This window comes from Aeromonas sp. ASNIH8 (assembly GCF_002919855.1).
Lineage (GTDB): Bacteria > Pseudomonadota > Gammaproteobacteria > Enterobacterales > Aeromonadaceae > Aeromonas > Aeromonas caviae.
The window spans coordinates 60003-75246 of the sequence record NZ_PQLN01000007.1 but is presented as its reverse complement, the minus strand read 5'-3'; the positions used below and the strand labels follow the sequence as shown (position 1 = coordinate 75246).

Below are 15244 nucleotides of genomic sequence, written 5' to 3'. Positions count from 1 at the left end.
CCAGTCAGCCGTACGATGAAGAGCAGAAGTTATCATGATCGTTACTATGTTGGGAGTCACATAGAAGATCAGATCCTGGAAAACGGGAAAGGTTCCGTTCAGGACGCTACTTGTGTATAAGAGTCAGGTACTACACCATGTCGGAACAGACCAACTTGGGAGATGCAAAAAACATTAAAACATTCTTGCGGTGCGGCGATTATAAATCGACTGATGTATTAGATCCTATGGCATCACAGGCAATAATAGATATTGTCAACGACATTCAACCGGATTTGATCATCTGGGATGTCCTCGCTCGGATGCATAATGCAGAGGAAAACAACAATGGCGAAATGGGTCAGGTGATGCGAGCCATTCGAAAAATCAGCGGCTCAGCTGCACACATCATCGTTCATCACGCCAGAAAGGCTTCGCCTAATGCAGGTGGGGTTAACGCTGGCGTAATGAGCATGCGGGGAGCTTCTTCGATTCATGGTGAGGCCGATGGTGTCATCTCACTGGGGACGCGAGAGGGTCAGGGCGCTCGCTACAACCTGACGTTCAGTGCGAGGGCGGTTGAAACACCTGACGAAATACTCCTTAATCGTATTGGGCTGACATTAGTCAGTGCCATCGGGGAGGAGCGCGACAGGCTGATGGATGGGCTGCTGGAGGCACTGGAAGGCCAGGAGGCGATTTCTGCCACCACATTGACCGAGAGGTTTTGCCAGTATTTCTCTGTAAAAGAACGGCAGGCAAAAAATTACATAAAAAAATGTGTCGATAATGGTTGGGTGACAAGGGTGGCGACATCTGAACGGACTGAATATGTATTAACAGATGGCATTGCTATCAAACATTTAGCAGATTCATCCACATCCGCCAATTAATTGGATGCAATGGTGCAATGAACTACATATATATAAGTATTGCATGTGATATATTGCACCCCCTTAACAATCCCCCGGCTCGATGAGGATAAATCTACTCTTATCCTCATCGGTTGACATCTCGAAAATAAGTAGGTATGAAAGCATCAAACATTCATTTTAAAAAGTCTAGTCCCCCCGTTTGTTTTCAAATCCAAAAGGAATTTTTTCATGAAAACAAAAAATGGTTTTTTTATGTTACTAGCTGGAATTGAACTTCATGCTGCCTCTTTTTCAGCGCGTTATCCTCCTTATCGCCATTTGTAAAAAGGCGTCTCATCGGAAAGCCGTCTTTACTTTCATAAATTCCACATAGAACTGCGTTCTATGTGAATATACGATCCAGAGTTTAGCAATGCAGGCCGGTCAATAGGAACTCATCTCAGTGTATTAACGGTCAACTCTGTACTCGTTAGGAGAGACCCGTCGGCCAAGTTACTGGCGCGGGTGCGTTCAAGATACGAGAAAATTGTACTTATAAGCACCCCAGTTTTTCGGGGGTAAGCGCCCTTGAATCGGCATCTTTTTTTCCCAAAATCAGCTCGTCACACTTGAAATCCATTACCTCTTCGCTGGATTTTCACTATGACCACTCAAGAACGTGCTGATTTTTGGCGACAGCAGATCACCGCCTGGCTTGACTCCGGCCTCTCCGGCCACGCCTTTTGCAAAAGCCAGGCACTGGTCTATCACCAGTTTGCTTACTGGCGTAAAAAGCTCGAACAGCCTGTAGACTCGGACTCTCTTCCTGGCTTTGTCAGAGTAGCCATGCCTGTTCCTGTCACGAACGAAGTCGGCTTGACGCTCACCTTACCCAACGGGATCACTCTCTCCGGGTTACATCCGGGCAATATCGATTTGCTCGGCGCTATCATGAGGCAGTTGTAATGCGCCCTCGTTACTTGCGTCCGGCACTGACCATGCCGCAGATCTACCTCTATCGGGCTCCTATCGATTTTCGTAAACAGGCCCACGGCCTGGCGGCGCTGGTCGAGCAGCAACTGGGGCACAACCCGTTCACCGGTGCCCTCTATGCCTTTACCAATCGCCGCCGCAACAAGATCAAGTGTCTGATGTGGGAGGACAACGGCTTTGTGCTCTATTACAAGGCGCTGGCCGAGGAGAAATTCAAGTGGCCATCGTCTGCCGATGAGCTACTCTCCCTCTCTTCCGAGCAGATAAACTGGTTGCTCGATGGCTACGATATCTCCTTGATGCAGGGCCATAAAACACTGCATTATGAGACGCTTTAATACCGCCAACCTCGTGCTTTACCGCCTTGTTTTTGTTATAATTTCCTCATGAAAATGACGCCGAAAAACCTCACCCCATCACCTGAACTCAGTGGCCTTAGCGCCGCTGAGTTGTTGGCGGTTATTGCGGGTTTTCAGCAACAGTTGGCGTTAAAAGAAGAGGCTATCCAGCGGCGTGACGCCCATATCCTGTTACTCGAAGAGCTGCTGCGTCTGCGCAGGATCCAGCGCTTTGCCGCCAGCAGCGAGAAACTCCATCAGCTCCAGCTCTTTGATGAGGCAGAGCTGGAAGCGGACATGGACGCCCTGCTGGCCCAGTTACCCGATGACCTGCCGCAAACTGCCGAAGCAAAGGCCAAGCCGCGTCAACGTGGCTTCTCCGCCTCACTGCTGCGCGAGCGCATCGAACTCACCCTCAGCGATGAGCAGAAAGCCGGGGCCAGCAAGGTGTTCTTTACCAAGGTCAAAGAGGAGTTGCAGTTCATTCCGGCTCAACTCAAGGTGCTGGAGATCTGGCAAGAGAAGGCGGTGTTCGAGCGTGATGGCGAAGAGGTGATCCTCGCGGCCAACCGCCCCGTACACCCGCTGGGCAAATGTATCGCCACGCCGTCATTGCTGGGCTACATCATTACCTCTAAGTATGCCGATGGCCTGCCACTGTACCGTCTGGAGCAGATGTTCAAGCGCCTGGGGCAGGAGGTGAGCCGCACCAGCATGGCCCACTGGATCATCCGGCTGGATGAGGTGTTCCAGCCATTGATGAACCTGCTGCGCGAGGAGCAGAACCACGCGACGTACCTGCAAGCCGACGAGACGCGGATCCAGGTGCTCAAAGAGGAGGGCAAAACTGCGCAATCGGACAAATGGATGTGGGTGACCCGCGGTGGTCCGCCGGGCCGCCCCTCTGTGCTATTTGAATATGATCCGTCGCGCGCCGGAAGTGTTCCTGTGCGCCTGCTGGACGGTTTTAGCGGCGTACTGCAAGCCGATGGCTATTCTGGCTATAGCCAGGTGTGCAAACAGAGCGGTCTCACCCGGATTGGCTGCTGGGATCATGCGCGGCGCAAATTCATCGAAGCGACCCAGGCCACGCCGTCCGTTGCGAAGGGCAAGAGCAAGCCCGGTGCCAGCAAGGCCGATGTAGCCCTGGGGTACATAAGTAAACTCTATGCCATCGAGCGGGAGCAGAAGGAGCGCAGTGATGCCGAACGCTATCAGGCACGGCAGACGCGTAGCATGCCGCTGTTGGCGGAGTTCAAAACCTGGCTGGACAATAACGTCGGCAAGGTGATGAAAGGCTCGCTGACGAGAAAGGCGATGGAATACACGCTGGGGCAGTGGCCCTATCTGGTCGGCTACTGCGAGCGGGGTGATCTGCACATCAGCAATATCCTGGCGGAGAACGCAATCCGCCCGTTCGCCGTGGGGCGCAAGGCCTGGTTATTCGCCGACAGCGCGCAAGGCGCCAAGGCCAGTGCAACCTGCTACTCGCTGCTGGAGACAGCCAAAGCCAATGACCTGGAGCCATCAGCGTATATCAACCATGTGCTGGCGCAGATCGGCGAGGCCGATAGCCTGGAAAAACTCGAAGCCCTGCTACCATGGAACGTCCCGCTGGAGCCCATTGCAAAAAAAGTGGCGCAATACAACGAAGGCAAGTAGGTCGATTTAGCGGCGCTTACTTTCGGGGAGGGATTACCCTACAAAAGGCTCCATGCGAAGAGCAATCAATGCATCCACACCAAAAAATTCAGCCCGGCAAGGGTGGCCTGCCGGGCTGTGGGTGACTGACGAGCTGATAACTCACGTCAACAAGCGGTTAGCCATGCCATCCAGCTTCGCTTTGGTCTTTTCCCAACCGGGCATCACCTGACCCATCAGCCGGTAAAAGTGCTCGCTGTGATTGTGCTCGGCAATATGGCAGAGCTCGTGCAGGATCACGTAATCGATACACTCGCGGGGCGCTTTGACCAGATGCGGGTTAAGCGTGATCCGGCCATTGGGGGAACAACTGCCCCACTGGGTCTGCATGGTCAGGATGCGCAGGGGCGGACGCTCGGTAACCCAGATGGCCTGATCGAGCATGGCATTGAGTCGTCTGGCAAACACCTCCCTGGCACGAGCCTTGTACCAGTCAGCGAGCAGTGCCTGGACTTTCTCGGCTCTCTTTGCGCTATCAGTGACTAGGCTCCTGACCGACACCTCCAACTTGCCACGCAGCATTTTGACCCCCGGCACCGAATTAGGGGCTTCGATCACCTTGAGCAGGTACTGCTTGCCGAGGTAATAGTGACTTTCCCCACTGATGTACTGGCGTGGGGTGACGTGCTCCAACTGCTGGCGAAAGTCGCGTAACTGTTCGTAGATCCAGCGTCCGCGCTGCTTGACCGCTGCGAGAACCGCTTCATCAGCCGCCTCACGCGGGGCCGAGACCACGACGCGGCAATCGGGATGCACCTTGATAAGCACCTTGCCGCTAGCCTGTCTCCGTTGCACCCGCTCGAAGGCGATCCGCTCATCGCCGTAGCGAAAGCTAAAGGATGGAGCTGGAGCCTGAGCCTGAGCATCGCCCTTGGCCCGAATAGGCACATTCATCTGATCAGACTCCGCTCAAGCCGACTCGGGTGATCTGCACCACCATCTCGACGATCTTCTTGGCCTGCTCCATACCACTGCCGATTGCTTTGCACTCCTGGAACATGCGCGGCAACAGTTTCTTGCGAATACCCGCCTCGATGTTCTGCGGGTTGATGGAGTGCTCGGCCACAGACGCATCCACGACCGTATCGATCTCGAAGGCCAGCTTTATCCACTTATCCTGTACTTGGCTGTCGGTAATGGCGAACACCTCCGGCAGTACCTTTTTGAACACCCCAAAGTAGGCCTGAGCGTGGCGATGCCCAGCAAAGGCGTCAGGTATGTCACTCAGGCGGCGCTCCTGCACCTGCTCTTCGAACTCCCGAAACAGCATGTACTGCTTGAGCGGGTGCTCGAACAGCTTCTCTGCCTCCTCGATAGCTTGTCGCAGCAGCTTGGAGAAGGCTTCCTGGGCGTAAGGGTCATCTCGTAGCTCCTGCTCAATCATGCGGCTGACCCGCGTTTTGATGATGTCGGTCTCGTTGCGGGTCTTGTTCTCGTTCCACTCTTCTGGCTGCTGCTGGCCCATCTTGCCGACCTCGTAGACGCCACCCGGCTCTTTGACCTCTACACCGACCACATGCTTATCCAGCAGCTTCTTCACCTGCTCGGCATATTCGTCGTAGTCAATCTTCTCACCTGCATCCTGCTGCACCAGTTGGCGCAGGCTGGAGAGCTGTTTCACCGTCTCCTTGTAGTGACGGCGATCCGCCTCGCTAAAGGCGCTGTCCTCGAAGAAAGAGGCCGACTGCAACGCCACTTTCAGACAACTGGCAAATGCCGTGAGCGCCTCGTAGAAGTCTTCTCGCACCTTGAGGTTCACATCCACCAGTTCGCCGTCCAGATCCTCCATCTTGGGCACCAGCACTTGGCGCAATTGCTCGATATCCTGCTTGTTCTTCACCCCGGCGAAGATACCCCACAGGGTCTGGTAGAGCTGCGGCAAGCGCTTGTACTCGGTGCCCATCTGGTTGTAGAGGCCTTTGAGGTCGTCAACGTCATAGCCGCCCTGGGTGCGGGAAGCGAGATCCTGATACTTGCCGATAGTGGTATCCAGCTCGGATAAGATGCCGCGATAGTCGATAAGCAGACCGAACTGCTTCTTCGGGTGCAGCCGGTTGACCCGCGCAATCGCCTGGATCAGGTTGTGCTCTTTGAGTGGCTTGTCGATATAGAGCACGGTGTTCTTTGGTTCATCGAAGCCGGTCAACAGCTTGTCCACCACGACCAGCAACTTGAGGGGGTCATTTTCATCGGCAAAACGCTCGATAAGCGCCTTGGAATACACCTGCTCATCCTGAGTGCCGACATTCTCCTTCCACCACTGAGTGACCAGCGGGGTGGTTGATTCATCGACCTCGGTGTTGCCTTCACGACTGTCGGGCGGGCTCATCACCACCGCCGACTCGAACAGCCCCGCCTCGTCGAGGTACTTTTTATAGAGCACCGCCGATGCCTTGCTATCGCAGGCCAGCTGGCCCTTGAGCCCCTCGACAATGTGGTTTGAAAAGTGACTGGCGATATCGAACGCAATCAGCTTGATGCGATCCTCCGCGCTGTAGATCTCGCCCTTGCGGGCAAATTTGCGTTTCAGATCGGCCTGCTGCTGCTCGTTTAACCCCAGGGTGATACGCTCAAACCAGCTGTCGATGGCCCGCTCGTTGACCTCCAGATCGGGGATGCGCTCCTCATAGAGCAGCGGCGTCACCGTTTTGTCCTCGACCGCCCGCTGCATGGTGTAGGCATGGACGATGGGGCCAAACTTATTGGTGGTCTTGTCATCCTTGAGAAGCGGCGTGCCGGTAAAAGCCACAAACGCGGCGTTGGGCAATGCCAGCTTCATGCGGACATGGTTCTCGCCCCCCTGGCTGCGGTGGCCCTCATCGATCAGCACGATGAGATCCGGGCTCTTGTTGATGCACTCCGGCAACTTGGTCGCTGAGTTGAACTTCTGAATAAGCGAGAAGATGATCCGCTCGCTGCCCTTACCGATCTGCTCGGCCAGCCGCTTGCCCGAGGTAGCCATGGCCGCCTCTTTATCTTTCTTGCCCGCGAGTTCACCGCTGGAGGCAAAGGTCTTGCTGAGCTGGCTCTCCAGATCCACCCGGTCGGTCACCACCAACAGGCGACACTGTTTCAAACTGTCGTGCAGGATCAGTGCCTTGCTGAGGAACACCATGGTGAACGACTTGCCCGAACCAGTGGTGTGCCAGATCACCCCACCTTCTCTCCCGCCATCTGGGCGTTTCTGGTTGATACGCTCGATCAACCGCTTGATGCCAAACACCTGCTGGTAGCGGGCGACTATCTTGCCCGCCTTCTTGTCAAACAGGGTGAACAGGCGGGTCATCTCCAGCAGCCGATCCGGGGAGAGCAGGCTGATGAGCAGCCGATCCTGATCGCTGACAGCCAGCTCACCCGCCGTAACCAGCGACTGATACCAGTCCAGGTCGGCGGTGGAACGGTGGCTAAACAGGGCGGAGAGTTGTTCGGATGAGAGCGGCTGATTCTTGATGGCTGTCATCGCACCATCACCGATATCCTCCTCACGCCAGGCGGCCCAGAACTTCTCCGGCGTACCGCAGGTGCCGTATCGCCCCTCGATGCCATTGATGGAGAGCAACAACTGGCTGTAGGCAAACAGCAGCGGGATCTCGTCGGGGCGCTGGTTGCGCAGGCTTTGAGAGATCCCCTCCTTGATGGTCGGCCCTTTTTTGGCGTTGCCATCCGGGCGCTTGGCCTCAATCACCACCAAGGGCAAGCCATTGACGAAGCAGACGATATCCGGGCGGCGAGCCTCGATACCTGCCGAACGCATCACCCGAAACTCTTCGGTGAAGGTGAAGCGGTTGTTGTGCGGGTTGTGCCAGTCAATCAGGGGGATGGTGGGGCTCACCTTCTTGCCATCAACAAACTCGGTGACGGACATGCCATAGAGCAAGTGGTTATAGAGCCGCTCGTTGGCCGCCTGCAACCCTTCATTGAGCGCCGGACTGCACAGCTCGCTTACCAGATTGTCCACTGACTTAGGGGAAAGCGGATAGGTTTTGCCCGCAAACACAAAGGTGCGCTCGGCCAGCACGCTGCGCAGTTGTTGGCGCAGCACCACCTGATCGGCCTTGTTATCCCGTGCCGCCAGCGCCTGTTCAGGGGAGAGGAAAGACCAGCCCAACTGGGTCAGCAGGGTCAGAGCCGGGATCTTGGCGCTGTACTCTTCTTGAAATTTCGGCAAGGCCTTCATAACGGGGATGCCTCAAACTGGTTGTCAATTTTTTGCTGAAAGCCGATCAACTCATGAATGGTACTCGTCGTCGGGTTATACACCCACTCATGATCAAAGAGACTCTTTAGCCGCTGAACCATATAGGCAGAGCCGACCACCAGAGAGTAAAAGCGGTTACTCTTACCACGCTGTTGCTCGATATTTGCCAGGGTCTCCGGTGGCAGATCCGCCATGATGAAGTCAGAAATCATCAACAGGTCGGCCTTTTGGTAGGTCTCTGCGGCCATGGTTTTCAACGCATGGCCAAGGGCTGGTGCCGCATCAGTGCCACCATGAAACGACATTTTCAGAAAGTCGATTATCGACGCAAGACCCCATTTTCCACTCAACTCCAAGGTCCTGATACCCGTAGAGAAGTTAATCAGGTAACAGGGGCGTTGCTCCTCTCTCGCTTTGGTTGCCAGAAATAGCGTCATCGCTTTGGCGATCGTCTCGGGCGCACCGCTCATTGAGCCACTGGTATCAACGCAGAGGATCATGGGGCCGCGCTTCTCCTCTTCGTTGACCTGCCTCTCCTCTTCTCGTTCAACATGCAGATGTTGAGTCTGCATACCTGCCATATCAAAGCTCATCAGTCGTGACTCGACGAACTTCAAATCAAACAGCAATGCGGTCTCGTCATCAGCCAACAGGGCTTTCTCGCTGGGTAATACATGCTCCAGATCTCGCCCCAACCGAATACCCACTATCTCCTCTCGGGAATTGATATCAGGCAGACAGAGATCCAGAGCGTGGTTGACCTTCACCCGCTCAATCTTTTCGGAGAGCTCAAGCTGCCGGATCTTGCCGAGCAAGTCGCATAACGCATGCAGCCCCTTGTCGTTTGCCAGATAGCTTGCCCACTTCTGGAACTGGGCCAGATCTTGGGCAGAGAGCTGGCCACTGGAGAGATCAACTAGCCGCCCCGGATCCAGCCCCAACGCTTCAAGCAAAGGTTGCAACTGCTGCAACAGCTTGAGCATGCTCTCCAATCGTTCCATTAACTGGTGACGCAGCTGCTCGATCCGGGTCAGCTCCCATCCATTGCGGGCTTTATCCAGCACCTTTTGCCATTCAGTAGCCAGCAGTTGGCAACTGACGACCTTATCCGCACTCGGCGGCTCCGCGTCCTGAGCGAAACTATCGGCAACCTGCTTTTGCCAAAATGGCGGGTCCACCGGGTGCTGGCTGGCTTTACAGAGCGCGAGATAATCCTTCACCGCCCCTTGAAAAGAGGCTTTGGATATATCGCCAAGCGCACTCTCTCTTCGCCAATGGTTCAGCTTGTGGGCATGCTCGGCGAATGGACACTCGCTGGTCAACGCGGCCTCAGTATCTCTCTTCCACTCCTCGATGTGCTGCGTGACCTGGCTGGTCAGCGAGCTGGAGTGAGCCAGCAATCCACCATAGCTGTCGCGGAATTCTCTTTGAGCGAGAAGCGATGCACTCTCCACCAGGCTTATTTGCATAAGGCTTCCAGCCGTTCGCAATCCTTGATACGCAGCTTGATCTGGCTTATCTGCTCCGTAATCCCATCGAGCGCAATGGCTACTTTTTCTACCGGGACAAATATGGATGCAAGACGCTGTTCATATCCCTGCTGCAAGGTCTCCACCTTGTCCAAAATGGCACTCAGCTGCGATCTGACATCTGTCACTGAAGATGAGAGTGAGTCAATCAGACGTTGGTTGATATCCGTTTTTTTATCACCTTTATGGAAAAGTATTTCTGGTTTGAAATCAAACGAAGAGTTGCTGTGAAAACTTCTTGGATTTGATATTTTACATGTTCCCTGCTTATCAAACTCGAAAACCAAGTAATCAATTTCGTTGCCAGACTTGTCCACTGGATGAAATTTACCTGCCTTGCTCATTCGCTCTGTTGGAATATATATATGCTCTTGACTGCTGCCATGACCATTAAATTTATTGCTAACTTTAAAAAAAGTTTTCTCTTTAATGAAACGACTAAGTGATTCAACCTTGTAAATATCTTCCGTACAAAAAAGCTCAATGTGAATCTCTTTATCCAGCAACGTTTTTTTGAGATCGATCTCTGCCAGATTAATACCACTGTCAAAACCGCTATCCTTGACGGCTTGCTCAACGATATCGTTAACGGCAACACGATTATCTTCATGGGTCCACAAGCAGTGCCGCAATAGCAAGGCATCACTGTGATTGGTTTCGCTGCGGCCATTAAAGAGGGCTGCGGCCTTGAGCAGTTGGGTCGCCCGCTGCCAGCGGCGGTCGGAAACATAGACCTTCAGTTTGTCATATTTGGTGGCGAGTTCACTGCGGATCAGGCGAATAATGGTCAGGGTTTCCGGTGACAAACTCACCTCATGCAGTTGCTCTCGCCATTTAGCCCACTCATCGGCCTTCACAACAAGCGAGTCATCAATCCTGATAGCCGCCTCGGTCGGTTTACACGCCAGCAATCGTTCAAAATTATCAGACTGCTCAATGGGCCCGACCATCAGGCGGATGATAAAGCGATCATACAGCGCATCCAGCCCCTGATTGGCATCGGGTGTTTCATTCGACGCAGCCACCAAGGCTTTCAGTGGGGCCTGCTCGATCTGTTCGCCATTGCGAAAGGTGTGCTCATTGATAAGTGTCAGCAGGGTATTGAGGATCGCCGGGCTCGATTTCCATATCTCGTCCAGAAATGCGAAATCGGCCTGGGGCAGATAATGCTCGGTTTTACGAACATACCGATCTTCTTTGAGTGCCTTGATCGAGATGGGGCCAAAGACCTCCTCGGGGGTACTGAACCGGTTCATCAGATACTCGAAGTAGGCCGGATTGGCAAAGGCACAGGCGATGCGACGGGAGATCAGGCTTTTGGCCGTGCCGGGTGGGCCGTAAAGAAAGGTATTCTGACCACACAAGGCACCCAGCAGTGCCACCGAGATCACCTCCTCCCGCTCAAACATCCCTTCACATACCGCGTTGACCAGCCGTTCCATCCGTTGTTGTAATTTCATGTTTATCCCTAACTGACTGTTTATCTTATTTAATTTTTATGGTGATGCGATGCAACCAAGGCTCGCCATTCGCCTGGCCGTCACCCTCACTGAGGGTACGGGCCGAGCGCCTGATCAGTGCAAACAGCACTGCTTGTACTTCTTGCCGCTACCACAGGGGCAGGGCTCATTGCGCCCGACCTTGGCAGGGGCCTTGGCCGGTTTCACCGATGGCACCGCGACAGGCCCCCTGTTTGGCCCCCGTTGGGCGAGAAAATAGGCGTGCAATTTCAACGCGGCAGGGCCCACTTCGGCCACGCTCTGTTGGTATTGCGTCAGCGAGAGACGGGTCAACTGCGCCAGTTGCTCATCGCTGCCATGCAGGCGAATAAGCGCCAGCGCCTCTTGCTGTGGATGGGGGAGCGCGTGCCAGTTGCCCAATGCCACGCCGCGCAGATAACCCGCACACCACCATTTGGCGATCTCGACGGGGGGCTCCATATTGGGGGCAAGGGTAAAAATGGGCTCGAACTCGTCGTGCTGCTCGGTCAGGGCATAGGAGAGGAACGCCAACTGGATCATCACCTGTTGCATCACGCGATCTCGCTCGGCCCGATCACGCCATGCGGGCTCGACCCCGCCCCAGATGGCGGGCCACCAGCGGTCAATGGGCGGCTGCTGTGGGCTGGAGATAACGGCAGTCAGAAAGCCATCCAGCTCGGAGAGGTTGCGAACGGCATTGGGGTTGCCATATTCGCGCAAGCGCGCTTCCAGCCAGAGGTTCTCCGCCTCATCGGCGGCATCTATCGTGAGTGGATTCATCTTAAGCGGCCTCCTCGACCTTGACCCGCCGTTTGCCGGTCAGCAGTTGTTGCATCAGCGCTTTTTTCTCTTGCTTTAAGGCATCGAGCTTTTGTTGCAGGGCTGCAATTTCTTGATCGGTAGTGGAGAGCACGTCGGCTATTTTTTGTTGTTCTTCAATACAAGGAAGTCTCAGTGAAAAACCCTTAACCATCCCTGCATTAAGATTTGCTTGTGTTCCTTGTTGCCCTTGAAGCTTTATTTCATCCTTTAAAGACACTAAAAAAAAGTATAAGAATTCAAAATATAGAGATTTTTTTGGTCTTATCCCAAGAATTGCTTGAGAAGAACATAATGGCACCTTCGCTATACTGCACTCACCAATTGATGCATACATTGCATAGAGAATAGTATTTTCAGGATAAAGACGGGCAGATGAGTTTGCTAAGCCAAGTTCTGAAATATTTCTCTCAGTTGAGGATATCCATTTACCATGCTTTGTCATATCAGCTATGGAAACCCACGGGATATCTCCTCCGTAGTATTCTTCAATGCTAGATTTTGGAGTGCCACCGCTATTCATATCTGCGACAGAGTCGAGGGTGACCTTTTTCCACTCCCCACTAAACCTCACCCCATTCTTATCCAGCAGGCGTTTTTTGCCGGTGAGCAGTTGCTGCATCAGCGCCTTTTTCTGCTGCTGGCTATTGGCCAGCAGTTGCTCGGTGGTGCTGATCGCCTTATCCCAAGTGGAGAGGATTTTGGCGATCTTCTTTTGTTCGTTGAGTGGAGGAGTTAGTACCTTTATTTTTTCAAAGTCCGCTTTCCCAACATTAGGTTGAGCAGCTTCGTTCACAATATTCTCTATTCTTTTTTGAACCGTAGACGAGGTCAGAAAATAATAAAGAAAACCCTTATCTAACAAACCTGCTTTAGGTTTAAAGTTTCCAACTCGATAGTTTTGTAAACAATGAACTATATCGTCTTGAACTCTGCAAGTTTTTCCCAAAGTTCCACCAGTCAATGCCATTAAAACATCACCAGCATTGACAATATATTTGGCAAACTCTGTTGCCATCGCCTCATGAATATATGAACATTGTGCTATATTTATTCCATTAAGATTTGAGATGTTCCCAATCTTAATAACCGGCACACCTGAATCAGAAAAATGATGCTCTCTAAATTGAAACCCATGGATAAGCTCTGCAACTGAGTCAAACCTTTCCAAACTCCACCCATTAGGCACCATAACCCAACTCCTCCAGATACTTGGCCATCTCGATTTCCAGCTCGGCCAGTTGGATTTTCAGTTGTTCCCGCTCGGCCCGCACCGCCAGCAGATCGATCTCCTCCTCTTCTTCGAAGGTATCCACATAGCGGGGGATATTGAGGTTGTAGTCGTTCTCCTTGATCTCTTTGAGCGAGGCAAGGTAAGCGTATTTATCGACATTGCCGCCGTTGCGATAGGTAGCGACAATCTTGGCGATATTGTCCGCGCTTAACAGGTTCTGGTTTTTACCCGCCTTGAACTCGCGGCTGGCATCGATAAACAGCACATTGTCATCCACCTTCTGCTTTTTAAAGATGAGGATGGCGGCGGGGATGCCGGTGCCGTAGAAGAGTTTCTCCGGCAGGCCGATCACCGCATCGAGCAGGTTCTCGTCGATAAGCGCCTGGCGAATCTTGCCCTCGCTGGAACCCCGGAATAACACGCCGTGGGGCACCACTACCCCCATGCGGCCGCTCTTGGGTTTGAGGGTCTCAATCATATGGAGGATAAAGGCGTAATCACCCTTGGTCTTGGGCGGGAGCCCGCGCTTGAAGCGACCGAACTTATCGTTCCCCGCTTCCTCATAACCCCATTTATCCAGCGAAAAGGGCGGGTTGGCGGTCACGATATCAAAGCGCATCAGATCGCCGTTTTTATCCAGTAGCTTAGGGTTGCGGATGGTATCGCCCCACTCGATCTTGTGGTTGTCTTCCCCGTGCAGGAACATGTTCATCTTGGCCAGCGACCAGGTAGAGCCGATGGCCTCCTGCCCGTAGAGGGCGTAGTGCTTCTCGCCATGGTTTGCCACCACCTTGCGGCCGCACTTCATCAACAGCGACCCCGAGCCACAGGCCGGATCGCAGATGGTGTCGCCCGGCATCGGCTCCAGCAACTCGGCGATAAGATCGGAGACTTCGGGCGGGGTATAGAACTCCCCCGCCTTCTGGCCGCCGCTGGCAGCGAAGTTCTTGATAAGGTACTCATAAGCGTTGCCGATCACATCCAGGGTGCCGACCCGGCTGGGCTTGAGGTTGAGCTCATCCTTAGCAAAGTCTTCCATCAGGTGGCGCAGTATGGTGTTCTTCTGCTTCTCTTCGCCGAGGCGGTCGGTATTGAAGCTGATGTCCTGAAACACGCTCTTGCCCGCGTCTTTGAGCTTGGTACCGTTGGCCTCTTCGATGGCGTGCAGCGCCTGATCGATCCGCTCGCCATTGCCCGGCTCGTGACGACGCTCGAACAGACTGTAGAAACTGGCCTGTTTGGGCAACACGAAGCGCTCGTTTTTGAGCATCTCTTCAATGAGCTCCGGCTCATCGCCATATTCGGCCTTGTAGCCATCGTAGTGATCCTGCCAGACATCCGAGATGTATTTCAGGAACAGCATGGTGAGCACGAAATCTTTATAAGTATCGGCACTGATGGTGCCCCGGAAGGTATCGCAGGCAGACCAGAGGGCCTTGTTGATATCGTCCTGGTTTATCGAGGTAGTCATAAGTCACAATTCCTTGGGTATTTCTTGGAAAAATGGGCTGCTCAGCGAAACTATTTCGCTGGCTGATCGGATTGTTCGAGCAGGCTGGCAGCGATGGCCTGCATCATCTGCTCGCCGTTACGTTGCAGTTGTTGCATCAGGCTCCGTTCTTCACGCAGGCTGTGGGCCAGCTTCATGATGGCAGCCTGTCTCGCAAGAGATGGGATACCGATAGGGGCCTCCTCCAACACCTGACGGCGAATACTTTTTGCCGCGCTGCCTTCGGAGTGAAGCTCGAAGTAGCGCTGGCAAGGGGACTGATTGAGCTGCCAGGCCAGAAATTCGGGACTGAGCGCCTCGCTATGCAACCGCACCACATAGAAGTGAGGGGCGGCTACGGCGGGCAATGATGCAAGCCCGGTATCGACCAGCACGGCATAGTTAGTGCTGCCACGGGCCGCCACCAGGATATCGCCGGTTTGCAGCCAATCAGGCTCCTTCTTGCTGGTAGGCTCAGAACGAAGGCAGGCAGACCAGTCAACCCCCCCTTCTGGCGAGGCATCTCTCATCTGCACCACGGCCATGCTGCCGGAATCGATCTCCGGGATCTTGCCGCGATAGGGGTGCCCAGCACTGATGGTGGCAATTTGGTTCAGCTTCACAAAAAT

Annotated in this window: 12 protein-coding genes; 4 read left to right on the top strand and 8 right to left on the bottom strand. The window is 53.9% G+C overall.

Annotated elements, in window-relative coordinates:
* Positions 1-137 precede the first annotated feature (137 nt).
* The 4 genes from C3418_RS03560 (at position 138) to C3418_RS03545 (ending at position 3826) form a co-directional block, all read left to right on the top strand.
* Entirely contained in the window at positions 138-872 is a 735-nt protein-coding gene (locus tag C3418_RS03560; RefSeq protein ID WP_258039779.1) for a helicase RepA family protein, read from the top strand.
* 624 nt (positions 873-1496) lie between these two features.
* Positions 1497-1799, top strand: coding sequence for a hypothetical protein (locus C3418_RS03555; protein WP_103857964.1), 303 nt, complete (start codon positions 1497-1499; stop codon positions 1797-1799).
* Entirely contained in the window at positions 1799-2164 is a 366-nt protein-coding gene (gene tnpB / locus C3418_RS03550) for an IS66 family insertion sequence element accessory protein TnpB (RefSeq protein WP_041205730.1), read from the top strand. Before C3418_RS03555 ends, tnpB begins: the two co-directional genes overlap by 1 nt.
* A 48-nt stretch (positions 2165-2212) precedes the next feature.
* Positions 2213-3826: an IS66 family transposase gene (locus C3418_RS03545; protein WP_103857963.1), complete on the top strand. Its 1614-nt coding sequence runs from the start codon at positions 2213-2215 to the stop codon at positions 3824-3826.
* 141 nt (positions 3827-3967) lie between these two features.
* Here C3418_RS03545 and C3418_RS03540 read toward each other — a convergent pair whose 3' ends face one another.
* The 8 genes from C3418_RS03540 to C3418_RS03505 form a co-directional block, all read right to left on the bottom strand.
* Positions 3968-4759 (bottom strand): M48 family metallopeptidase, encoded by a 792-nt coding sequence (locus C3418_RS03540; protein ID WP_103857962.1) that lies wholly within the window; start codon positions 4757-4759, stop codon positions 3968-3970.
* 4 nt (positions 4760-4763) lie between these two features.
* Positions 4764-8042 carry a type I restriction endonuclease subunit R gene (locus C3418_RS03535; RefSeq protein WP_103857961.1) on the bottom strand — a complete coding sequence of 1093 codons (3279 nt, stop codon included), beginning with the start codon at positions 8040-8042 and terminating at the stop codon, positions 4764-4766.
* Positions 8039-9532, bottom strand: coding sequence for a VWA domain-containing protein (locus C3418_RS03530; protein WP_005344798.1), 1494 nt, complete (start codon positions 9530-9532; stop codon positions 8039-8041). The genes C3418_RS03535 and C3418_RS03530 overlap by 4 nt, the downstream gene beginning before the upstream one ends.
* Entirely contained in the window at positions 9523-11052 is a 1530-nt protein-coding gene (locus C3418_RS03525) for an AAA family ATPase (protein WP_064339927.1), read from the bottom strand. Before C3418_RS03525 ends, C3418_RS03530 begins: the two co-directional genes overlap by 10 nt.
* Before the next feature lie 114 nt (positions 11053-11166).
* Positions 11167-11853, bottom strand: a complete 687-nt coding sequence (locus C3418_RS03520) for a UPF0149 family protein (RefSeq protein WP_103857960.1) — start codon at positions 11851-11853, stop codon at positions 11167-11169.
* 1 nt (position 11854) lies between these two features.
* Positions 11855-13084, bottom strand: coding sequence for a restriction endonuclease subunit S (locus C3418_RS03515; protein ID WP_103857959.1), 1230 nt, complete (start codon positions 13082-13084; stop codon positions 11855-11857).
* Positions 13074-14597: a type I restriction-modification system subunit M gene (locus C3418_RS03510; RefSeq protein ID WP_103857958.1), complete on the bottom strand. Its 1524-nt coding sequence runs from the start codon at positions 14595-14597 to the stop codon at positions 13074-13076. The genes C3418_RS03515 and C3418_RS03510 overlap by 11 nt, the downstream gene beginning before the upstream one ends.
* A gap of 50 nt (positions 14598-14647) precedes the next feature.
* Positions 14648-15238: a restriction endonuclease subunit S gene (locus tag C3418_RS03505; protein WP_181023058.1), complete on the bottom strand. Its 591-nt coding sequence runs from the start codon at positions 15236-15238 to the stop codon at positions 14648-14650.
* Between the last annotated feature and the right edge of the window lie 6 nt (positions 15239-15244).

Excerpts from the sequence above, each read along its gene's own strand:
- C3418_RS03540 (WP_103857962.1), bottom strand. The coding sequence starts at position 4,759 with ATGAATGTGCCTATTCGGGCCAAGGGCGATGCTCAGGCTCAGGCTCCA.
- tnpB (WP_041205730.1), top strand. The coding sequence starts at position 1,799 with ATGCGCCCTCGTTACTTGCGTCCGGCACTGACCATGCCGCAGATCTAC.
- C3418_RS03515 (WP_103857959.1), bottom strand. The coding sequence starts at position 13,084 with ATGGTGCCTAATGGGTGGAGTTTGGAAAGGTTTGACTCAGTTGCAGAG.
- C3418_RS03535 (WP_103857961.1), bottom strand. The coding sequence starts at position 8,042 with ATGAAGGCCTTGCCGAAATTTCAAGAAGAGTACAGCGCCAAGATCCCG.
- C3418_RS03510 (WP_103857958.1), bottom strand. The coding sequence starts at position 14,597 with ATGACTACCTCGATAAACCAGGACGATATCAACAAGGCCCTCTGGTCT.
- C3418_RS03525 (WP_064339927.1), bottom strand. The coding sequence starts at position 11,052 with ATGAAATTACAACAACGGATGGAACGGCTGGTCAACGCGGTATGTGAA.
- C3418_RS03560 (WP_258039779.1), top strand. The coding sequence starts at position 138 with ATGTCGGAACAGACCAACTTGGGAGATGCAAAAAACATTAAAACATTC.
- C3418_RS03555 (WP_103857964.1), top strand. The coding sequence starts at position 1,497 with ATGACCACTCAAGAACGTGCTGATTTTTGGCGACAGCAGATCACCGCC.
- C3418_RS03545 (WP_103857963.1), top strand. The coding sequence starts at position 2,213 with ATGAAAATGACGCCGAAAAACCTCACCCCATCACCTGAACTCAGTGGC.
- C3418_RS03520 (WP_103857960.1), bottom strand. The coding sequence starts at position 11,853 with ATGAATCCACTCACGATAGATGCCGCCGATGAGGCGGAGAACCTCTGG.
- C3418_RS03530 (WP_005344798.1), bottom strand. The coding sequence starts at position 9,532 with ATGCAAATAAGCCTGGTGGAGAGTGCATCGCTTCTCGCTCAAAGAGAA.